The sequence below is a fragment of the Nonomuraea sp. AD125B genome (assembly GCF_041402765.1).
Lineage (GTDB): Bacteria > Actinomycetota > Actinomycetes > Streptosporangiales > Streptosporangiaceae > Nonomuraea > Nonomuraea bangladeshensis.
The window spans coordinates 105,218-126,748 of sequence record NZ_JBGLOU010000006.1 but is presented as its reverse complement, the minus strand read 5'-3'; the positions used below and the strand labels follow the sequence as shown (position 1 = coordinate 126,748).

Here is a 21,531-nt window from a genome sequence, read left to right as displayed (position 1 = left end):
GCGGCAGGCCGGAGAGCCGTCCCGCCAGCGCGAACAGGCCGTAGCCCGTGAGCACGATCGGCATCACCGAGACGATCGACGGGAACGTGGCGGCCAGCAGCCGCTCGGCGTGGTCCAGGCGTTGCGCGGGCGTGGCGGTGGCGGGCACCCGCAGCCGCCGGTCGAGCACCTCGCCGACCCGCCGGGCGTAGCCGAGCGCGCGTTCCGGCGCGGTGAGCGCCAGGAACACCCGCGACGGCAGGTGCACGCGCCGGGCGAAGCGGGCCAGGCCGCGCAGGAACGGGCGGCGCGAGGAGCGGGCGAGCTCCAGGCGCGGATCGTCGAACAGCCGTCGCACGAGGGCGACGCCGCGGGCCTCGCCGAGGGTGAGGGCGCGCGGCAGGACGGCCCGGCCGGGGCGGCTGCGCAGCGCGGTGGTGAGGTCGAGCCAGAGGCGCTGCCCGGAGACGGACATGAAGGCCGGGCCGTCGAGCGGATCGGCGGGGCCGTGGCCGACGATGCCCGCCGCTCCCCCGCCGATCAGCCGGAACGCCGCCAGGCCCATCGGGGTGAGCGGGCCCATGACGCCCTGGACGACGTTGAGCGAGAAGTAGACGCGCAGGCCGGGCCGGGCCGGCTCGGGCAGCGGGTAGAGCGTGGTGATCGGCCTGGCCTGGGTGAGCCAGATCTCGCCGTCGGCGTCGACGGCCCACTCGGTGTCCTGGGGGGCGCCGTAGTGGTCCTCGACGCGGCGGCCCAGCGCGGCCAGGCGCAGCACCTCGGCGTCGGTGAGGCAGAGTTCATCGCGGAGTCCGTCGTGAGCGACTTCGACGCGCTCGGTGCCGCCGCCGGGCAGCGGGCGGACGGCCACGCGCTTGTCGCCGGCCCGGCGCTCCAGGATGTCGCCGTCGTACGCCACGAAGCGGTCGGGGTTGACCGCGCCGGAGACGACGGCCTCGCCGAGCCCCGGGCTGGCGTCGATGACGGTCTCGCGCCGCCGCCCGGTGACCGGGTTCGCGGTGAACATCACGCCCGCCACCCGCGCGTCCACCATGACCTGGACGACCACGGCGAGGCGGACGGCGGCGTGGTCGATGCCGTTGGCCTCGCGGTAGGCCACCGCCCGGTCGGTCCAGAGCGACGCCCAGCAGCGGCGTACGGCCTCGACCACGGCCTCGGCACCGACGACGTTGAGATAGGTGTCCTGCTGCCCGGCGAAGCTGGCGAACGGCAGGTCCTCAGCGGTGGCCGACGAGCGCACGGCCACCGCCACGTCGGGGCCGAGCGCCGCGTAGTGCTTGACGATCGTCTCGTGGACGGCGTCGGGGACGGGGGCCTCCAGCAGGTGCCGCCGGGCGCGCTCGGCGAGCGTGCCGTCCGGCGTGAGGTCGAGGCCGGTGGCGGCCAGGCCGTAGGCGTCGGTGGTCAGCACCCAGCCGGGCGGGACGGGCAGCCCCGCGCGGGTGAGCTCGCCGAGGTTCGCGGCCTTGCCGCCGACCTCGGCGAGCATGCCGCCGTCGATCTCGGAGAAGTCCAGTGCCGTGTTCATCGCGCGCACCCCTGCCGTTCAGCGTCGTGTCACCAGTGTCACGCCTGCCGGACAGAAATTCAACACCCGATGAAAATCGATCACGGCTCCAGGGGCGCGCCGTCCAGGTCCCAGGCCGGCTCGATCGGCACGCCCAGCGCGGCCAGGGCCGTCGGGCCCACGTCCACCAGGCGCGGAGCGGCGAGCCGCCGCCCGCCGAGGTCCCGGCCGAGGTGGTGGGCGATGACGAAGACCGTGCGCTCCTCGTCCGAGACGCCGCCGTGGCCGCCCTCGTCCACGTGGCCGTGGTCGGTGGTGACGAGGACGGTCCAGCGCTCCTCCCGGTACGCCGGCCGGGCGCGTACGGCGTCCAGCAGGCGGCCCAGGTACGCGTCCTGGGTCCGGAGTGCGGCGGCGTACTCGGGGCAGTGGGGGCCGAGCTCGTGGGCGACCTCGTCGGTGTCGCCGAGGTAGACGAAGACCGCGTCGGGGTCGTCCTCGCCGAGGTGGCGCTCCGCCTCGGCGGTCACCCGCTCGTCGGCCGCGCTCCAGCCGCCCTCGCAGGTGTAGCCGTCCAGGACGAAGCGGTGGTCGATGGCCGGGCCGAAGGCTCCGTGCTCGGCGAGCGCGGCCCAGGAGAAGAACGCCGAGGTCACCAGGTCGGGGCGGGCATTCTTCGCCCGCGTCAGGAAGTCCGGAAATTTCAGGAATCGGGGGTCGGTGAAGGCGTTGTCCACGACGCCGTGCTTGTCCGGCCACACCCCGGTCGCGATGGACGACCAGCCGGGGCCCGAGTCGGTACGCGAGCGGATCGCCCGGGCCACGGCGCTGCCGTCGTCGCCCGGCTCGGGGCTCTTCGGCACGACCTCGCCGATCGACTCGGTGTGCGGCGCGCCGGCCTCGCCGTAGGGGAGCATGCTGGTGCCGTACGCGCCGGCGGACATCAGCGCGGTCAGGACCGGCGCGCCCGAGGCGGCGAGCAGGTCGAAGCGCAGCCCGTCCATGCCGACCACGAGGACCTTGTTCCTCGCCGTGTTGGATCTTGCCAAGTTAGATGCGGACATACCGCTATCTAAGCGGCACAATCCGGTCGGTTCACCCCGCGAAGCGCCGCACCCAGGCCGCCGCGCCCGGCAGGATCTCCTCGACCGGCGCGACGTGCGGATACCACGTCCGCTCCCACTCCAGCGACACCCAGCCGGTGTAGCCGGCCGCGCGCAGCAGGACGCCCGCCTCCTCCAGCGGCACCGAGCCCGTCCCCAGGGGCACCGGCGTGGTGTCCTCGGCCGAGACCGCGTCCTTGATCTGCACGTACGCGAGGTGCGGCCCGAGCGCGGCCAGCGACTCGGCCGGCGGCTCGCCGTGCCGCCAGGGGTGCAGCAGGTCCCAGATCGCGCCCGTGACGCCGGGGCGATCGGCCGCGCCGAGCAGCCCGGCCACGGCCGCGCAGGTCGCCATCGCGTCGTGCGTCTCGACGAGCACCCGGACGCCGAGCCCCGCGGCGCTCTCGGCGACCGCCCTCAGCCGGCGCGCGCCGATCGCCGGGTCCGCGCCGCGCGGGAACACCCGGACCCCGGGCGCGCCCAGGTCGGCGGCCAGGCGCAGGTCGGCGAGGAGGGCATCGGTGACCGGCTCGTCCGGCCCCGGCTCGCAGATCCTGACATATCCAGCTAAGGCGGCGATCTCCAGGCCCGCGTCCGCCACCTTCGACCGCACCGCGCGCCGCTCCGCCGCGTCCAGCCCGGCGTGCACCCCGGTGTCCGGATGCAGGCGCAGCTCCAGCCCCTCGCACCCGTGCCGCGCCGCCAGCTCCACGGCCCGGCCGAGACCTTCGCCGGGCATCCCCAGCGTGCTGACCGCCAGCCTCACAGCGTCCTCACCAGGGCCTCCCGCTCGCCCGCGTCAACCGAGCCTCCGTACGCTCTCGCGCAGCACGACCTCGCCGGCGACCTGCTCGACCACCGGGGCGACGTCCTCGGCGAGCGCCAGCTCCAGCGCCCGCGCCCCCATGTCCTTGAGCGGCAGGCGTACGGTCGTCAGCGCGGGAACGTGATCACGCAGCGTGACGATGTCGTCGAACCCGGCCACCGACACGTCCTCAGGCACCCGCACCCCGGCCTCGCGGTAGGCGGCCAGCGCCCCCACGGCCATGACGTCGTTGACCGCGAACACGCACGTGACGTCCGGATCGACGCGCCGCGCGGCCTCGTGCCCGCCGTCGCGGTCGAACGGCCCGGGGACGATCTGCGGCGCGGGCAACCCCAGCTCCTCCAGCGCCCCGGCGAAGCCCGCGCACCGGTCGGCCGCCGTCACCAGGTGCGGCGGCCCGGCCAGCACCGCGAAGCGGGTGTGACCGAGCCCGGCGAGCGCCCGCGCCAGCTCCGCCGCGCCCGCGCGGTTGGCCGGCGCGACGGTGTCGACGCCGAGGAGGTCCTGGCCGACGCAGGCGGCCCGGCCGCCGCCCGCCCGGTAGCGGGCCAGCTCGTCGCGGAGCCGCCCGGTGACCTGGGCGTCGGCCACGCGGGAGCCGACCAGCAGCACCGCGCGGACGCGCTGGGCGCTCAGCGTGGCGACGTAGGCGATCTCCTGCTCGGGGTCGCGGTGCGTGGTGCCCACCATGACCAGCAGGCCCTGGGTGGCCGCGGCCCGCATCGCGCCGTCGGCGAGGGCGGCGAAGTAGGGGTCGGTCAGGTCGTGCACGACGATGCCGATGACGTTCCCTGCTCCCCTGGCCAGCGTCTGGGCCGCGATGTTGGCGCGGTAGCCCAGCTCGTCGGCGGCCTGCTCGACGCGGGCCCGCAGGGCCGCGCCCACCTGGCGGGTGCTGCCGTTGAGCACCCGCGAGGCGGTCGCCAGCGAGACGCCCGCCTGCTTGGCGACGTCCTCAAGCGTGACCACGAGACCTCCCCCTAGGAAAGCGGTTTCCATTGTGCCCGAACAGCACCGTGATCCGCATCCTCGCACGGCTCCGGCCCTGGGCGACACCACGGCCGGGGCCGTTTCCCTGACCGGAGGCTCAGGCCCAGGGGAAGAGGTAGTCGAACAGGCCCTTACGCTCCTCCTGGGCCGGCGTGGGCGCGGGCTCCTGGGTGGCAGGCTCCTCGGTCGGCTTCTCCTCCGCCTCCGTGCGCTGCTCGGACTGCGTACGCTGCTGCTGCTCCGTCTGCGAGTCGCGGACCGTCCCGGCCTGCTCGTCGGTGTCCCGCATCTCGGGCTCCTGCGAACGGGACGGGCGCGCGCTCGGCCGCGCCTCCGGCTCCTCGCTCCGGGTGGCCGTGGGCCGGGCTGCCGGCTCGCGGGTCGGCCGTGCCTGCGTGGTGGTCGGGGACGCGTCCGCCGTCGGGGTCTCGGCCGGCTCGGTGGTCTCCTCCTCGGCGGGCTCGGCGGTCTCCTCCTCGGCCTCGTCGTCGGCGGCGGCGGAGTCGAGGGGCGTGCTCACCTGGCCCGCGCTCGCGCACCGGCCGTCGGCGCACGGGTCGTCGGAGCCTCCGGTGAGCGCGAAGCCCGCCCCCACGCCGACCACCACCACCGCGGCGGCGGCCAGCACCAGCATCCGGGTACGGCCGCGCCCCTCACGCCCCTCACGCTCGGAGCGGCCGGAGCGGCCGGCGTCCTCGGAGTCGTCGGTCCAGCCGGAGCCGAGGAAGCCGCGCCGGGGCCGCTCGTCGTCGAGCCCGTCGTCGTAGGAGCCGCCGTTGTAGGAGTCGCCGTCGTAGGAGCCGGCGTCGTAGGAGCCGGCGCCGTCGTAGGCGCGGGTCTCGTGGGGGCCGCTGTCGCGCGAGCCCTCGTCGTACGCGCTCTCGTCATAGGAGCCGTTGCCGTACGAGCCCTCGTCGTGGACGTTGCCCTCGCGAACGTCGCCGTCGTACGCGCTCGCGGGCCGGTCGTCGTCGGACGGGCCGTCGTAGGCACGGTCGAGCGGCAGGTACGCGGGCTCGCCGCCCTGCCCCTGACCGGCGGAGGAGAGGGTGTCCTGCGGGAGGTCGTCGAGCACGTCGCGGCCGGTCTCGGGCGGCAGGATGTAGGTCTCGCCGGCGGGCGAGACCTGGATGGCGGGCTGCTCGTCGGTGTCGTCCGTGCTCCACCGTGGGGACAGCACGTCGCCCGTCAGGTCCGGGTTGACCGGCCTCCCCTGGCCGTCCTCGTATGGCCTGTCGTTCTCGTCGCGCACCACGATGGAACCTCTCTAAGTACGTATTGTGACCGCGCCCTTTCTTAGCAGAGTCGAACCCGACTTGTCCGGAAATTCCACCTGTTTCGCTAAAATCACTCTAAGTAACATGCGTCGCTCCCGTGCAGCACGGAAGGGACGCGAACCCGCCCTACTTGCAGGGGTTGGTGTTGACGTCGACGACCTTGTCCTTGAGCGAGTCAGGGATCGCCGACAACACCCGCACCCCCGGCCAGTCGGCCCCGATGACGAGCTGCACGACGGGCCCGCCCTTCGGCACAGGCACCTTCGACTGGTAGACGTCGGTCTTCACCGGCGCGACCTTGCCCGCCACCGGCGTCCGCTTGTCCTTCGACAGCCGGGCGGCCACCGCGTCGGCGTACGCCGGCCCGTCCTGGGCGTCCTTCTTGGCGTAGCGGATGGAGGTGGTCGGGGTCGTGGGCGCGTTGCCGACCTGGATGACCGCGAACCCCTGCGCGGCCAGCTCCTCGGCCACCTGCAGGGCCTTGCCCTGCTCGCCGGTGCCGTTGAGCACCTGCACCCGCACCTGGCCGTGCTCGATCTTCGGCGTGGCCGCCTTGCCGGGCGTGGGCGTGGCGGTGACCTCGACGTCGTTGCGCACGGCCTCGAAGAAGTTGCGCGCGGCCGGCTCGCTGAACTGCACCCGGTTCTTGTCCTGCGGGTACGCCTCCACCGGCACCGTGATGCCCTTGAGCTCCTTGGCCGTGAGCCCCTTGACGCTGTTGGCGATCTCCAGCATCCGGTCCGGCGTCAGCCCGCTGTCCACGGTGACGGCGGCCGCGGCCGAGTGGAGGAAGTCGTTGAGCTTGATCGGGTTGGTGAGCAGGCCGCCGTCGGTGACCTTGGCCAGCACCTTGGTGAGGAAGACCTGCTGGCGCTGGATGCGGCTGAGGTCGCTGCCGTCGCCGAGCGCGTAGCGGGTGCGTACGTACCCGAGGGCCTGCTCGCCGCTCACCACGTGCTTGCCCGCGCCGAGCACCAGCTTCGCCTTGGGGTCGTTGACCGGCTTGGGCAGGCAGATCTCGATGCCGCCGAGCGCGTCGATGATGCCCTTGAAGCCGGTGAAGTCGACCTTCACGAAGTGGTTGATCTTGATGTTGGTGAGCGACTCCAGCGTCTTGATCGTGCAGTTGATGCCGCCGTCGTTGAAGGCGGCGTTGATCTGCCGGATGCCGGGCCCGATCACGGTGCCGTTGTGGCCCGTGCACTGGGGCACCTGCACCATCGAGTCACGCGGGAAGCTGATCATGGTGGCCTTGTCCCGGTTGGGGGAGATGTGCAGCAGCATGATCGTGTCGGTGCGCTCGCCCAGGCCCTGCGACTTGGGGCCGTACTTCTTGTTGTCGCCCTCGCGCGAGTCGGAGCCGACGAGCAGCACGTTGAGCGCGCCGGTCTCGGGAGGCCGGGTCGCGTCGACCACGATGTCCTCCTGCTCGAGGCCCGCGAGAATGCTGCGGTAGTAGCCGTAGCCGCCCAGCGTCCCCGCCACCAGCACCCCGGTCAGCCCCACGCTCACCCACCCCAGCGGCGTGAGGGACTTGCGCCGGGGGCGCGGCTCGTCGTTCCGTGACCGCCGCGAACCCGGGGCGACTTGGGAACCCGCAACCGTATTGCCAGGTCTTGCTCTCACACGGTCCATCCCTTGCGCCATGATCGCGCAGCTTAGTCACAAACAAGCAGCCACGACGACAAATCTCCGCTTCTTGACCCTCCACGGCCCCCGAAGGCCCCGTGACGCCGGCCCCCTCACGACAGTTCGCCCTCCGCGGGCCCCGCAGGCTATGGCCCGCCCGCCACTCCTTGCTCACCTTCGTCCAGCGGCAGGCAAGGGCTCCATCCGAACCGCGCGTACTCCCGCGAGGTCGCGCGCACTGCCGTCATCATGGCGTTCATGCTGCTGACCGAGATACCGCCGCCTCCCGGGGCCACGGAGCTTGCCGCGCTGCGGGCCGGGGCCCGGGCCGCCCGCCACCGCGCCTGCATCGCGCTCGTCGCCTCCCTGGCCCTGCTGGCCGCCGCCCAGGTGCTCGCCGACCGGTCCGCGCGGGAGCACGCGCCGGCGCTCGCCGTGGTCTCCCTGGCGATCTTCGCCGCCGCCCTGCCCGCGCTCGGGGTCACCCAGTGCATGTGGGGCCTGCGCGCCCGCCGGGTCCGCCGCAGGGAGCGCGAGCTGTACGCCGTGTCCCGCTCGGGCCGGGCCAGGCCGCTCACCCGGCTGGCCGTCGCCGCCGGCTGGGCGGTCACGCTGCTGCTGGGCGGCAGCCTGCCGCAACTGCTGCGCCGGGCCGGGTACGAATCCGCGGCGACCGTGCTGACCTGGACGGTCGAGGCGTCGGTGATGATCGGCCTGGCCGCGGGGGTGTCGTTCCTCCTGTGGTGGGCACGTGACTCCACGGGGATGCCGGCGCGCGCCCCGCGCCCGGGAGGGTCACCTGGCGACCCGTGGGACCCGGGCCCCGGCGCGCGTCCGCGGACGGGCGCGGCGCTCTGGACCGGCGCGACCCTGGCGGTCGCCGCCCTGGTCGGGGCCCGCGCCCATCTCTGGGAGCCCGCGACGGGATGGGTCTACACGCTGCTCACGGCCGCCCTCGTCTGCGGAGTAGTTACTGACGAGTAGCATAGGCACGGAATCCCATCCAGAACGAGGAGCGAATCCGTGCCTTCCTCTCGTGACGTCGTGTTCGTCGACGGCGTGCGCACGCCTTTCGGCCGGTCAGGGCCGAAGGGGCTGTACGCGGAGACCCGTGCGGACGACCTGGTCGTCCGGGTCATCCGCGAGCTCATGCGGCGCAACCCCAACCTTCCGCCCGAGCGCGTGGACGAGGTCGCCATCGCCGCGACCACCCAGATCGGCGACCAGGGGCTGACCATCGGCCGCTCGGCCGCGGTCCTGGCCGGGCTGCCGAAGACCGTTCCCGGCTACGCCATCGACCGCATGTGCGCGGGCGCGATGACCGCCGTCACCACGGTCGCGGGCGGCATCGCGTTCGGCGCGTACGACGTGGCGATCGCGGGCGGCGTCGAGCACATGGGCCGCCACCCGATGGGCGAGGGCGTCGATCCCAACCCGCGCTTCCTGTCGGAGAAGCTGGTCGACCCGAGCGCGCTCGTCATGGGCATGACCGCCGAGAACCTGCACGACCGCTACCCGGCGATCAGCAAGGAGCGCGCGGACGCGTACGCGGTGCTGTCGCAGGAGAAGGCGGCCAAGGCGTACGCCGACGGCCGGATCCAGCCCGATCTCGTCCCCACGGCCATCAGGACCGCGGAGAAGGGCTGGGGGCTCGCCGTCGAGGACGAGGCGCCGCGCCCCGGCACCACCATGGAGGGCCTGAGCGCGCTCAAGACGCCGTTCCGGCCGCACGGGCACGTCACGGCGGGCAACTCCTCCGGCATCAACGACGGCGCCACCGGCTGCGTCGTGGCGGCCCGCGAGGTGGCCGAGGAGCTGGGGCTCGGGCCGCGGATGCGGCTGGTGTCGTACGCGTTCGCGGGCGTGGACCCCGAGGTGATGGGCGTCGGCCCGATCCCGTCCACGGAGCGGGCGCTGCGCCTGGCCGGGCTCGACATCTCCGACATCGGGCTGTTCGAGATCAACGAGGCGTTCGCCGTGCAGGTCCTGGCCTTCCTCGACCACTTCGGCATCGCCGACGACGACCCCCGCGTCAACCCGTACGGCGGCGCGATCGCCTACGGCCACCCGCTCGCCTCCTCGGGCGTGCGGCTGATGACGCAGCTCGCCCGGCAGTTCGGCGAGCGTCCCGACGTGCGCTACGGCATCACCACCATGTGCGTCGGCATGGGCATGGGCGGCACTGTGATCTGGGAGAACCTGGCATGAGCACGATCGAGAACTGGCGGGCGCTGCTGGGCGAGCGCAACCCCGACGAGGTCGTCACCAAGGCGCTGGTCCGCGACGTGCAGCTGCCCGGCGGCGCGGGCACGATGGCGCTGATCACCCTGGACAACGGCTTCGACCACACCAAGCCCAACACCTTCGGCCCGCTCGGCCTGTTCGCGCTGGACGAGGCGCTGACGGAGATCGCCGGGCGCACCGACCTCGCGGCCGTCGGCGTGACCGGCAAGCCGTTCATCTTCGCCGTCGGCGCCGACCTCAAGGGCGCGGCGGCGCTGCGCACCCGCGAGGAGGCCCTCGCGATCGGCGCGCTCGGCCACCACGTCTTCCGGCGGCTGGGCGAGCTGGACGTCCCGTCGTTCGCGTTCGTCAACGGCGCGGCCATGGGCGGCGGCCTGGAGATCGCGCTGCACTGCACGTACCGGACGATCTCCTCCGGCGTGCCCGCCGTGGCGCTGCCGGAGTGCTTCCTCGGCCTGGTGCCGGGCTGGGGCGGCACGCAGCTCCTGCCGCGCCTCGTCGGCCCGGCCGCCGCGATCAAGCTGATCATCGAGAACCCGCTCGCCCAGAATCGCGTGACGAAGGGTGCCGACGCCTTCGCGCTCGGGATCGCCGACGCCATGTTCGAGCCGGCCGACTTCCTGGAGGAGTCGCTGCGCTGGGCGTCCCGGGTGCTCAAGGGCGAGGTGACGGTCGAGCGCGCCGCCCACGACGGCTGGGAGAAGGCGGTCGCCGACGCGCGCTTCCTCGTGGACATGAAGCTGCGCGGCGCCTCCCCCGCCCCCTACCGGGCGCTCGACCTCATCGCGAAGGCCGAGACCGCCTCGCGGGACGAGGGCTTCGCCGCCGAGGACGAGGCGCTGGCCGACCTGCTGACGGGCGACGAGCTGCGGGCCGGACTGTACGCGTTCGACCTGGTGCAGCGCCGGGCCAAGCGGCCGGCGGGCGCGCCGGACAAGGCGCTGGCCCGCAAGGTCACCAAGGTCGGCGTGGTGGGCGCGGGGCTGATGGCCTCGCAGATGGCGCTGCTGTTCGCCCGCCGTCTGGAGGTGCCGGTCGTCCTCACCGACCTCGACCAGGCCCGGCTCGACAAGGGCGTCGGCTACGTCCACGCCGAGGCCGACAAGCTGCTGGCCAAGGGCCGCATCTCCGCCGACCAGGCCAACCGGCTGAAGTCGCTGGTCACCGGCTCGCTGACCAAGGACGCCTTCGCCGACGCCGACTTCGTCATCGAGGCCGTCTTCGAGGACCTGGCGGTCAAGAAGCAGGTGTTCGCCGAGGTCGAGGCCGTGGTGCCGGCCGAGTGCGTGCTCGCCACCAACACCTCCTCGCTGTCGCTGACCGAGATGGGCGCCGATCTCGCGCACCCGGAGCGGCTGGTCGGTTTCCACTTCTTCAACCCGGTCGCGGTCATGCCGCTGCTGGAGATCATCAGGGGCGCCGCGACCGACGACGCCACGCTCGCCACGGCCTTCGCCGTCGGCAGGACGCTGAAGAAGTCGTCCGTGCTGGTCAAGGACGCCCCGGCGTTCGTGGTCAACCGGCTGTTGACCTGCTTCATGGGCGAGGTCGTCGCCGCCGTGGACGAGGGCACCCCGCTGGAGGTCGCCGAGCACGCGCTGGACGGGCTCGGGCTGCCGATGACGCCGTTCGCGCTGCTGCAGCTCGTCGGCCCGGCCGTCGGCCTGCACGTGGCCGAGACGCTGCACGAGGCCTTCCCCGACCGCTTCGGCGTCTCGGCGAACCTGGCCAAGCTCGTGGCCGCCGGCAAGCCGGGCGTCTACCTGCCGGACTTCACCATCGACCCGGAGGCGGTGGCCTTCTTCGCGGGCGGCGACCGGCCCTCCACGGCCGAGGAGGTCCGTGAGCGGGTGCTCAAGGCGCTCGCCGGGGAGATCCGGATCATGCTCGACGAGGGCGTGGTGGCCGCGCCGCAGGACATCGACCTGTGCATGATCCTCGGCGCGGGCTGGCCGTTCCATCTGGGTGGCATCACGCCTTATCTGGACAGGACCGGCATCGCCCAGCCGCGCTTCCTTCCTCCCGGTGTGGCCTCCGTACCGGCCTGATTCTGCCGACGTTCTTTACGGAGGCCCGGTCCGGGCCTCCGCATTTCATGACCTTCGCCGCCGTAGCGTTACGTCCCGCACGACGAACGGAGAGTAATCATGAAGCGAGCAATCGGCACGATGGCCCTGTGCGCGGCGTTCCTGGCGTGCGCGTCCCCCGCCCTCGCACAGGCGCCCCGCCCCGCCAAGGGCAAGCTCAAGATCGCCGTCGCGGTGAAGGGCTCCCCCACCAGAGGGGTCACCCTTCGCTGCAACCCCGACGGCGGCACGCACCCGCACGCCAAGGCGGCCTGCGACGTGCTGCGCAAGTACAAGGGCGACCTCAGCACGATGCACGTCCCGAAGAGCAACACCTGCGGCGCTGAGGTCCAGCCGTACGCGGTGGTCATCAAGGGCACCTGGAACGGCAAGCCGGTGGAGTGGAGCAAGGGCTACCGCAACGCCTGCGTGATGAAGGCCGCGGGCGGGGCGCTGCTGTCCTGACCTGTGGGCGGGAGGGGCGGACTGGGCTCGGTCCGCCCCTCTTCGCGTCTCAGCGGCGGGTGCCCGCGCCTCCGGTCCTGCTGTGCCGGTAGCTGTAGCCGAAGTAGACGAGCACGCCGAGCGCCATCCAGATGACGAACCGCAGCCAGGTCTCCACCGGCAGGTTGAGCATCAGGTAGAGGCAGGCCAGCACGGACAGGATCGGCAGCAGCGGCACCAGCGGGACGCGGAAGGACCGCGGCAGGTCGGGACGGGTGCGCCGGAGCACCACCACGCCGATCGAGACCACCACGAACGCGAACAGCGTGCCGATGTTGACCAGCTCGGCCAGCTCACCGAACGAGACGAACCCGGCCAGCGCCATCGTCACCACGCCGATGACGAGCGTCAGCCTGGCGGGCGTGCCGAAGCGGGGGTGCACCCGGGCCAGCGAGCGCGGCACCAGCCCGTCGCGCGACATCGCGAACAGCACCCGCGTCTGGCCCAGCAGCAGCACCAGGACGACGGTGGTGAGACCGGCCAGCGCGCCGAGGCTGATGATGGTGGCCAGCCAGTCCTGGCCGACGGAGATGAAGGCGTCGGAGAGCGGCGCCGCGGTGCTCAGCTGGGTGTAGTTCTGCATGCCGACGACCACGAGGGAGACGGCGACGTAGAGGACCGTGCAGATGGCCAGCGAGCCGAAGATGCCGCGCGGCACGTCCCGCTGCGGCGTGATGGTCTCCTCGGCGGCCGTCGCCACGACGTCGAAGCCGATGAAGGCGAAGAACACGATCGCCGCCGCCGAGAAGATGCCGAGCACCCCGAAGGCCACCGGCGTGATCCCGAACAGCACCTGGAACAGCGGCGCCTTCACGCCCTCCACACGCGCCGTGCTCACCGCCTCGGGGATGAAGGGCGTGTAGTTGGCCGCCTTGACGAAGAACAGCCCCGCCACGATCACCACCAGCACCACGGCGACCTTGGTGATCACCAGGATGAGGTTGACCCGGGACGACAGCTTGATCCCGGCCACCAGCACCGCCGTGAGGATCGCGACGATGATCACCGCCGGCAGGTTGACCACGGCGGTGTCGCCGGCGATCGCGGCCGGCAGCGGGAGGCCGATGGACTCCAGCATCGACGCGAAGTAGCCCGACCAGCCGACCGCCACCACCGCCGCGGCCAGCGCCAGCTCCAGGATCAGGTCCCAGCCGATCACCCACGCGGGGAACTCGCCGAGGGTGGCGAAGGCGAAGGTGTAGGCCGACCCGGCGACCGGGATCGTGGAGGCGAACTCGGCGTAGCAGAGGGCCGCCAGGCCGCACACCACGCCCGCCACGACGAACGACAGCGCCACCGCCGGCCCCGCCGTGTCCTTGGCCACCTGACCCGTGAGCACGAAGATCCCGGTACCGATGATCACACCGATGCCGAAGACCGTGAGATCCAGCGCGGTCAGGCGCTTGCGCAGCTGATGCTCCGGATCCTCGGTGTCGCGGATCGACTGCTCGACGCTCTTCGTGCGAAAGATGTTCACGGCCGTTGATCCTTCCCACACCCTAGGCGGTCATTCCCTCGCGTGGTGCGTGCAGCGGCGGCCAAAAGGTCAGGGGCGGACGGCCTCCGCTGCGGAAGAGGTGCGCCTCGCGACGGCCTCGGTGATCCGGCGGGCGAGATCCTGGCCGGTCAGGCCGACGCGGCCGAGGATCGCCGCCCGCTTGGCGTGGTCGAGGAACTCCTGCGGGATGCCGAAGGTGCGTACGGGCACATCGACGTCGGCGTCGCGCAGCAGGCGGGCCACGGCGTCGCCCACGCCCCCCACGCGGCCGTTGTCCTCGACGACGGCGACCAGCTTGTGCACGGCGGCGGCCGGCGCCAGCGCCTCGTCCAGCGGCTTGACCCAGCGCGGGTCCACGACGGTGGCCGCGATGCCCTGCGCGTCGAGCAGCCTGGCGGCGTCGAGGCAGACCTGGGCCATCGGGCCCACGCCGACCAGCAGCACGTCGGGCTCCGCCGCCGGGGTCAGCAGCACGTCCATCTCGCCGAGCTTGCCGACCGCCTCGACGGGCTCGGCCACCGGGCCCTTGGGGAAGCGCAGCACGGTGGGGCCCTCGGTGACCTCGACGGCCTCGCGCAGCAGCTCGGCCAGGCGGTCGCCGTCGCGCGGCACCGCGACGCGCAGGCCGGGCACGACCTGGAGGATGGACAGGTCCCACATGCCGTTGTGGCTGGCGCCGTCGTCGCCGGTGACGCCCGCCCGGTCGAGCACGACGGTGACCGGCAGGCGGTGCAGCGCGACGTCCATGAGGAGCTGGTCGAAGGCCCGGTTGAGGAACGTGGCGTAGACGGCCACGACCGGGTGCAGGCCGCCGAGGGCGAGCCCGGCGGCGCTGGTCAGCGCGTGCTGCTCGGCGATGCCGACGTCGTAGATGCGCTCGGGGAAGTGCTCGGCGAAGGCGTTGAGCCCGGTCGGGTGGAGCATCGCGGCGGTGATGGCGACGAGGTCCTCGCGCTCTTTGCCGAGCCGGACCAGCTCCTCGCTGAAGACGTTGGTCCAGATGCGGCCCTTGGGCTTCTCCGCGCCGGTGGCCCGGTCGAAGGCGCCCGGGGAGTGGAACTGGTCCTCGTCGTGGTTCTCGGCGGGGCTGTAGCCGCGGCCCTTCTGGGTGAGCGCGTGCACGATGACCGGCCCGCGGAAGCCGCGCGCCTTGCGCAGGGCCGCCTCCATGGCCTGCTCGTCGTGGCCGTCGATGGGACCGACGTATTTGAGCCCGAGGTCCTCGAACATGGCCTGCGGCGCGAGGACGTCCTTGACGCCCTTCTTCACGCCGTGCAGGGCGTCGTAGAGCACGGGAACGTTCCCGATCTTGTCCTTGACGTAGCCGAGGAAGTCCTCGTAGCGGCGGTTGACCCGCAGCGAGGACAGGTGGGAGGCGAGGCCGCCGATCGTCGGGGAGTAGGAGCGGCCGTTGTCGTTGACCACGATGACGACCGGCAGGTCTTTGACGGCGGCGATGTTGTTGAGCGCCTCCCAGGCCATGCCGCCGGTCAGCGCGCCGTCGCCGATCACCGCGACCGCCGTGCGGTCGCGCTCGCCGCGCAGCTTGAACGCCTTGGCCAGGCCGTCGGCGTAGGACAGCGCGGTGGAGGCGTGGGAGTTCTCGACGAAGTCGTGCTCGGACTCGGCCTGGCTCGGATAGCCGGACAGGCCGCCCTCCTGCTTGAGCGCGTCGAAGCCGCCGGCCCTGCCGGTGAGCACCTTGTGCACGTAGGACTGGTGGCCGGTGTCCCAGATGATGGGGTCGCGCGGGGAGTCGAACACGCGGTGCAGCGCGATGGTGAGCTCCACCACGCCGAGGTTGGGGCCGAGGTGGCCGCCGAACCGGGCGCACGAGTCGACCAGCAGGTCACGGATCTCCCCCGCGAGCCGCGGCAGCTCCTCGGCGGCGAGCCGTTTGACGTCTTGCGGTCCTGCGATCGAACCCAGCAACCCGCTCACGGATTCGACTCCCCTCTGCTTTTGTCAGCCGACGCCCTGAGTCTAGTTCGCCGAGGCCTCACTGACTCCATCGAGTCAATTCCACCCACATATGTCCGATCTTGACCTAGTCTTTCGGTACCTATGAACTCCGCACAAACTGGCAAGATCGTGGCGATCGTTGCTGCCCTGCTGGCGCTGGTGCTCGCCGCGGCCGGTCTGGTGTTCGTACTCGCCGACTCCGCCACGACCTCGGCCAGGCCCGTGAACGAGGCGCAGCAGATCGTCTCCCCTCCCGTCAACGGCGCCGAGACCAAGAAGGTGCCGCTGCCCGGCAGGCGCCTCGCCACGGACAGCCCGCTGTATCGGACCGGCCGGCTGACGGACGTGAACTGCTCGCCGGGAGAGCTGCCCGCCGGCAGCATGACGGCCTACCGGCGCTTCCTGCTGCGGGTGACGGCGTGCCTGAACAAGGCGTGGGCCGCCCAGTTCGCCAAGGCGGACATGCCCTTCAGCAAGCCGAAGCTGCGCATCATCACCGGCAAGGTGCGCACGCCGTGCGGGGCCTGGAACGCCGGCGCGGACGGGGTCTACTGCTCCACCGACCGCACCATGTACCTGATGATCAGCCGCGACCAGCTCCGCAACCCGTTCCCGCTCGGCATCACCCGGCTGATCGCCCACGAGTACGGCCACCACGTGCAGCAGATCTCCGGCATCTGGAGCTACTACTGGACGGCGCGGTCGAGCGCGGGCAAGGCCGGCCGGCTGCTGCTGTCGCGCCGGTCCGAGCTCCAGGCCGAGTGCTTCTCGGCGATCTTCATGAGCACGATGAAGGGCACCTCGCTGGTGACGGACGCGGACTGGTCGTACACCGTGGACTGGTTCCGCAAGAACGGCGCGAAGGGCTGGCCGCAGAACGACCACGGCAAGGGGCCGACGCAGGCCGCGTGGATGACCCGGGGCTTCAACCGGGGCACTCCCGCCGCCTGCAACACCTGGGCCTCGGCGGCCCGCAACGTCACCTGATCGTTCTTTACCTGGGGCTCCCTCTTCACTAGGGTGCCGTCCCATGCGTATCCCTCGATCGGCGCTCCTGGCGGGCGTCCTGACCAGCGTGCTGTTAGGCGGCACGGCTCACGCGGAGGCCGCTCCGGCGTTCAAGCCGGCGCTGACCGCCAACCCGGTCTACAAGACCGGCGAGCTCGACCTCGGGACGTGCAAGGAGGAGCAGGCCGCGCCCGGCGACCTGCAGGACGTCAAGAAGTACCTCACCGGGGTGCTCGACTGTCTCAACGAGGCCTGGGCGCCGAAGATCAGGAAGGCCGGCTCCGCGTTCAGCAAGCCGTCGCTCCAGGTCATCGCCAAGCCCCGTGCGAAGACGGGCTGTGGCGGCTACCCAGCGGGCGCGCAGGCCGTCTACTGCCCGCGCAACAACAAGATCACTTACTTGGTCTCCCCCGGCCTGCTGCGTCATCCGGACAACCTGGCGCTCATGGCGGTGCTCGCGCACGAGTACGGCCACCACGTCCAGCAGCTCACCGGCATGCTCGACGCCGGCACGGAGTACAACGGCAAGAACGCCCGGCGCATGCTCGACGAGAGCCGCCGCTACGAGCTGCAGGCGGAGTGCCTGGGCGCGGCGTTCATCGGCGACGTGTGGCACTCGCTGGGCCGCTCCCACGACGACTGGTACTACTTCGTCAGGAACAACGGCAGCGGCTCCTTCCTGTCGCTCTTCGGCCTGAAGGACTTCGGCGAGGAGACGCACGGGGCCGGCGCCAACGTCGGTTACTGGCTGGAGCGCGGCTTCGCCAAGGAGTCGGCGAGCGCCTGCAACACGTGGAAGGCCCCTAAGTCCAAGGTGTCCTAACAAAAGAGGACATATTGATCTATGATCCGCCATCGTGCGCACTGTTCTCGTGCCGGTGGCGGTGTTCATCACCGTGTCCGTGATCGCGGGTGAGCCCGCGTCGGCCGCGCCGCGCACCGGGCAGGAGTCGCTGTCCCACGTCATGGGCGGAGACCTGCCACGCATGAGATGCGCGGTGCCGGCGATCAAGGCGGGGTCGGCGGGCTCGCTGCGCGCCTTCCACCGCGCCATGGCGGCGTGCGCGGACCGCTTCTGGGCGGAGCGGTTCGCGGCGGCCGGGCTGCCCTACAGCTCGCCCGAGGTGACGATCACCTCCGGCGCGGACTCGGTCTGCGGGCGCGTCTCGGGCGCGGGCGCGCACTACTGCCCGGAGCAGCGGGCGATCGTCATCCGCATCACCCGGCACGACCTGCGCGACCCGTTCAGGATGAACGTCGCCCACTCGGTCGCCCACGAGTGGGGCCACCACGTCCAGCAGCTCACCGGGGTGCTGAAGGCGCACGAGGCGCTGTACCTGCCGGCCTCGGAGCGGGCCCGCACGGTGCTGAGCCACCGGCTGGAGATGCAGGCCGAGTGCTACGCGGGCGTCTTCTACAGCGCCGCGCTGAAGTCGATCGGGCCGGGCATCGCGTGGGACGACTGGCTCGACGCGGTACGGCAGGCGGAGGAGAGCGAGGTGCACGGCAAGCCGCGCAACCTGGCGTTCTGGCAGGACCGCGGCTACAAGGGCGGGGCCACCGGCTTCTGCAACACCTGGACGGCGGCGCGGGCGAAAGTGGGCTGACCCGGCCGGCTAGCCGTTCGCGCGGGCCAGGACCTCCAGGGGGTCGGCGAGCACGTGCGCGAAGGCCAGTTCCGCCGCGCCGACCAGGGTGGCGGAGTCGCCGAGCGCGGAGGTGCGCAGCCGCACCTGCTCGCGCTGCGCGGCCATGGCGTGCAGGGTGAGCTGCGTGCGCACCTGCGCGGCCGAGCCGAGATAGACCTCACGCAGCATGCCGCCGAAGATCACCATCTCGGGGTTGAAGATGTTGACGAGGTTGGCGACGCCGAGGCCGAGCCATTCGCCGGTGCGGCTCAGCGCCTCCTGGGCGACGATGTCGCCGCGGTCGGCCGCCTCGACCACGGCCCGGACCGCGTCGCGGCCCTGCTGCCCGGCGCCGAAGCGGCCGGCCGCCTCCAGCAGGGCGCGCTCCCCCACCTCGGCCTCCAGGCAGCCGTGCGAGCCGCAGCCGCAGGCCCGGCCGCCCGGGTTGACGACCATGTGGCCGACCTCGCCGCCGTAGCCGTCGTGGCCGCCGAGCAACTGGCCGCCGGCGATGATGCCGCCGCCGATGCCCACGTCGCCGTGCAGGTAGATGAGGTCCCTGACGGCGACGCCGACGCCGCGGCTGTGCTCGGCGAGCGCGCCCAGGTTGGCGTCGTTGCCGACGCTGACCGGCAGGCCCAGGCCGAGCTTGCGGCCCAGCTCCTCGCCGAACGGCACCTCCTCCGCCTTGAGGTTGGGGCCGAAGGTGACCACGCCGTCGGCCTTGCGCACGCCGCCGGACACGGCCGCCGCCGCGCCCACGCAGACGGTGTCGGCCCTGGTCTTGCGGCGCATCTGCCGGGCGAAGCCGGCGAGCGCGCCGGTCAGCTCGTCCAGCTCGAACACCTCACGGCGGCGTACGGCCTCGCGCCGGTCGAGTATGACCCCGCCCAGCCCCACGCGCGCGACCGCGAGCCGGTCGGGCCCCACGTCGAAGGCGAACACGTAGACCCGCGACGACTCCGGCCGGACCACCAGCGAGGGGCGGCCGGCCCGGCCGGTCTCGCGGGGCAGCTCCTCGCGTACGAGCCCCGCAGCCGTGAGGTCGGAGGTCAGCGCCATGATCGTGCTGCGGTTGAGCCCCATCTTGGCGGTGAGCTCGGCACGCGAGGTCGGCCCGCCCAGGTGGACGTGGCGAAGGAGCGCGCCGAGGTTGTGGCGCCTGATGTCCTCCTGCGAGGGGCCGGCACGCATGATCTGGGGTTCCTTGAGAGGCTGCGGGTCGCTGATCACCTTAGACCAGCGGCAGCCGCCCGCCTGCGCGCCAGGGCGTCGACGCCCGCGGCGAGGAGCAGCACGCACCCGGTGACCAGATACTTGACGCTGGCTCCGTAGCCCATGAGGCCCATGCCGTTCTCGATGACGGCCACCACGGCGCCGCCGAGCACGGCGTCGAGCACCCGGCCCTTGCCGCCGAACAGGCTCGTGCCGCCGATGACCGCGGCGCCGACCGCGTACAGCAGGACCGAGCTGCCGCCCGTGTTGGGGTCGACGGAGCTGGCGCGGGAGGCGGCCACGATGCCGCCGACGGCGGCCATCGCCGAGCAGATCACGAACGCGCTGATCTTGAGCCGGTCGACCGGGATGCCGGCCCGGCGGGCGGCCTCGGTGTTGCCGCCGACCGCGTACAGGTGGCGGCCGAACGACGTGCGGCGCAGGATGACCGTCCACACGACCAGCAGCACCAGGATGACCGGCACCACGATCGGCACGCCGGTGAGCGAGACCAGCGCCGGGTTGCGGCTGCGCTCCAGGTTGAGCACGAACACCGCGGCGCCGGCCAGCACCGCCAGCGCCCCCACGCGGAAGGCGATGAGCGACAGCGGGTCGGCGGTGAGGCCGCGCTTGGTGCGCCGGGCGGCCCGGACGAGCTGGATGGCCGCGAAGGCGCCCACGCAGACGGCGTAGAGCGCCCAGCCGAGCCACGGCTCCAGGTTCTTGTTCGCGATGGCGAGGATCACCGGGTCGCGGACCGAGATGTTCGTGCCCTCCTTGACCAGCACCAGGACCAGGCCCTGGAAGGCGAGGAAGGCGGCCAGCGTCACCACGAACGACGGGATGCCGACCTTGGCCACCAGCGCGCCGAGCACGACGCCGATGACCACGCCGGTGAGGATGGCGGCCAGCGCGCACACGTACCAGGGCAGGCCCAGGCTGGCGAGGGTGACGGCGAGCACGGCCGCGCAGACGCCGCTCGCGTACCCGGCGGACAGGTCGATCTCGCCGAGCAGCAGCACGAACACCAGGCCCATCGCGATGAGCGTGATCGCGGCGCCCTGGGTGAAGAGGTTGGCGAAGTTGATCGCGGTGACGAACGAGGGGCGGGCGATCGCGAACACCGCGCAGAGCACTACCAGGCCGAGGACGGCGGGCAGTGACCCCATGTCGCCGCCGCGCACCCGCTGGACGTACGCGCGGAAGCTGTTGCCGATGGACGGGGCCTGCGTCGCGGCGACGATGGCCTCGCCGGGCAGTTCCTTGACCTTGCTCATGGGGTGACCCCGTTCTTGAGACCGAGTTCCCCGCTGCGGCCGGCGGTGATCAGTTCGACGACCTGCGCGTGCGTCACGTCGGAGGTCTTGACCTGGGCGGCCATCCTGCCGAGGTAGAGCGCCGCGATCCGGTCGGAGACGGCGAACACGTCGTTCATGTTGTGCGAGATGAGGACGACGGCGAGGCCGGTGTCGGCCAGCCTGCGGACCAGTTCGAGCACCTGCGCGGTCTGGGCCACGCCCAGGGCGGCGGTGGGCTCGTCGAGGATGACGACCTTGCTGTTCCACAGCACGGCCTTGGCGATGGCGACGGTCTGCCGCTGCCCGCCGGACAGGCTGGAGACCTGCTGCCTGATGGACTTCACGGTGCGCACGGACAGGCTGCTGAGGGTCTTCTCGGCGAGCTCCTCCATGGAGTCCTCGTCGAGCAGGAGCCCGCTCTTGCGCTCCCGGCCGAGGAACATGTTCTGGACGATGTCCAGGTTGTCGCACAGGGCCAGGTCCTGGTAGACGATCTCGATGCCCAGCTCGCCGGCGTCGCGCGGGGTGTGGATCTGCACCGGCTTGCCGTCGAAGGAGATCGTGCCGCCGTCGATCGGATAGATGCCGCCGATGCACTTGACCAGGGTGGACTTGCCCGCCCCGTTGTCGCCGACCAGTGCGGTGACCTCGCCGGGGTAGGCGGAGAACTCGACGTTGTGCAGGACTTTGACCGGACCGAAGCTCTTGTCGATCCCGCGCACTTCAAGGAGGGGGGTCATGGGGCTCCCTAGAGGGGAGGGTACGGCCCCGCGCCG

At 72.1% G+C, this 21,531-nt stretch carries 18 protein-coding genes; 7 read left to right on the top strand and 11 right to left on the bottom strand.

Annotated elements, in window-relative coordinates; genetic code table 11:
* From ACBR40_RS17470 to ACBR40_RS17445, 6 genes are all read right to left on the bottom strand, one after another.
* A partial coding sequence (locus ACBR40_RS17470) for a PEP/pyruvate-binding domain-containing protein (protein ID WP_371249400.1) occupies positions 1–1,528 on the bottom strand: 1,528 nt, incomplete at its 3' end.
* Between the two features lie 80 nt (positions 1,529–1,608).
* Complete coding sequence (locus tag ACBR40_RS17465; RefSeq protein ID WP_371249399.1) at positions 1,609–2,556, bottom strand: alkaline phosphatase family protein; 948 nt, start codon at positions 2,554–2,556, stop codon at positions 1,609–1,611.
* Between the two features lie 46 nt (positions 2,557–2,602).
* A complete protein-coding gene (locus ACBR40_RS17460; RefSeq protein ID WP_371249398.1) occupies positions 2,603–3,376 on the bottom strand; it encodes a sugar phosphate isomerase/epimerase family protein in 774 nt (257 codons plus the stop codon).
* Positions 3,377–3,409: 33 nt separating this feature from the next.
* Positions 3,410–4,405 carry a LacI family DNA-binding transcriptional regulator gene (locus ACBR40_RS17455; protein WP_344212289.1) on the bottom strand — a complete coding sequence of 332 codons (996 nt, stop codon included), beginning with the start codon at positions 4,403–4,405 and terminating at the stop codon, positions 3,410–3,412.
* Between the two features lie 118 nt (positions 4,406–4,523).
* Positions 4,524–5,681 carry a hypothetical protein gene (locus ACBR40_RS17450; RefSeq protein ID WP_371249397.1) on the bottom strand — a complete coding sequence of 386 codons (1,158 nt, stop codon included), beginning with the start codon at positions 5,679–5,681 and terminating at the stop codon, positions 4,524–4,526.
* Between the two features lie 148 nt (positions 5,682–5,829).
* A complete protein-coding gene (locus ACBR40_RS17445) occupies positions 5,830–7,215 on the bottom strand; it encodes an LCP family protein (RefSeq protein WP_371249396.1) in 1,386 nt (461 codons plus the stop codon).
* Between the two features lie 375 nt (positions 7,216–7,590).
* On the opposite strand from ACBR40_RS17445, the gene ACBR40_RS17440 reads away from it, so the two are divergent.
* From ACBR40_RS17440 to ACBR40_RS17425, 4 genes are all read left to right on the top strand, one after another.
* Complete coding sequence (locus ACBR40_RS17440; protein WP_371249395.1) at positions 7,591–8,316, top strand: hypothetical protein; 726 nt, start codon at positions 7,591–7,593, stop codon at positions 8,314–8,316.
* A 60-nt stretch (positions 8,317–8,376) separates the two neighbouring features.
* Positions 8,377–9,540: a thiolase family protein gene (locus ACBR40_RS17435; RefSeq protein WP_218155836.1), complete on the top strand. Its 1,164-nt coding sequence runs from the start codon at positions 8,377–8,379 to the stop codon at positions 9,538–9,540.
* A complete protein-coding gene (locus ACBR40_RS17430) occupies positions 9,537–11,624 on the top strand; it encodes a 3-hydroxyacyl-CoA dehydrogenase NAD-binding domain-containing protein (protein WP_371249393.1) in 2,088 nt (695 codons plus the stop codon). Before ACBR40_RS17435 ends, ACBR40_RS17430 begins: the two co-directional genes overlap by 4 nt.
* Positions 11,625–11,723: 99 nt before the next feature.
* Complete coding sequence (locus ACBR40_RS17425; RefSeq protein ID WP_344212299.1) at positions 11,724–12,107, top strand: SSI family serine proteinase inhibitor; 384 nt, start codon at positions 11,724–11,726, stop codon at positions 12,105–12,107.
* A gap of 49 nt (positions 12,108–12,156) precedes the next feature.
* On the opposite strand, the gene ACBR40_RS17420 is transcribed toward ACBR40_RS17425, so the two are convergent.
* Together ACBR40_RS17420 and dxs are read right to left on the bottom strand one after the other, a co-directional pair.
* The gene (locus ACBR40_RS17420) at positions 12,157–13,623 is read right to left on the bottom strand and encodes an amino acid permease (protein ID WP_344212301.1); all 1,467 of its coding nucleotides are present in this window, start codon (positions 13,621–13,623) and stop codon (positions 12,157–12,159) included.
* 69 nt (positions 13,624–13,692) lie between these two features.
* A complete protein-coding gene (dxs, locus tag ACBR40_RS17415; protein ID WP_344212817.1) occupies positions 13,693–15,576 on the bottom strand; it encodes a 1-deoxy-D-xylulose-5-phosphate synthase in 1,884 nt (627 codons plus the stop codon).
* 159 nt (positions 15,577–15,735) lie between these two features.
* Between dxs and ACBR40_RS17410 the strand changes: the two genes are divergently transcribed.
* The 3 genes from ACBR40_RS17410 to ACBR40_RS17400 are packed head-to-tail and all read left to right on the top strand — an operon-like array spanning position 15,736 to position 18,221.
* Entirely contained in the window at positions 15,736–16,593 is an 858-nt protein-coding gene (locus ACBR40_RS17410) for a neutral zinc metallopeptidase (protein WP_344212303.1), read from the top strand.
* Between the two features lie 43 nt (positions 16,594–16,636).
* Positions 16,637–17,437 (top strand): neutral zinc metallopeptidase, encoded by an 801-nt coding sequence (locus tag ACBR40_RS17405; protein ID WP_371249392.1) that lies wholly within the window; start codon positions 16,637–16,639, stop codon positions 17,435–17,437.
* Positions 17,438–17,471: 34 nt separating this feature from the next.
* A complete protein-coding gene (locus tag ACBR40_RS17400; protein WP_344212307.1) occupies positions 17,472–18,221 on the top strand; it encodes a neutral zinc metallopeptidase in 750 nt (249 codons plus the stop codon).
* Between the two features lie 9 nt (positions 18,222–18,230).
* On the opposite strand, the gene ACBR40_RS17395 is transcribed toward ACBR40_RS17400, so the two are convergent.
* The 3 genes from ACBR40_RS17395 to ACBR40_RS17385 are packed head-to-tail and all read right to left on the bottom strand — an operon-like array spanning position 18,231 to position 21,495.
* A complete protein-coding gene (locus ACBR40_RS17395) occupies positions 18,231–19,436 on the bottom strand; it encodes an ROK family transcriptional regulator (protein ID WP_344212309.1) in 1,206 nt (401 codons plus the stop codon).
* A gap of 35 nt (positions 19,437–19,471) precedes the next feature.
* Positions 19,472–20,734, bottom strand: a complete 1,263-nt coding sequence (locus ACBR40_RS17390; RefSeq protein WP_364444317.1) for an ABC transporter permease — start codon at positions 20,732–20,734, stop codon at positions 19,472–19,474.
* The gene (locus tag ACBR40_RS17385) at positions 20,731–21,495 is read right to left on the bottom strand and encodes an ATP-binding cassette domain-containing protein (protein WP_344212312.1); all 765 of its coding nucleotides are present in this window, start codon (positions 21,493–21,495) and stop codon (positions 20,731–20,733) included. The genes ACBR40_RS17390 and ACBR40_RS17385 overlap by 4 nt, the downstream gene beginning before the upstream one ends.
* Between the last annotated feature and the right edge of the window lie 36 nt (positions 21,496–21,531).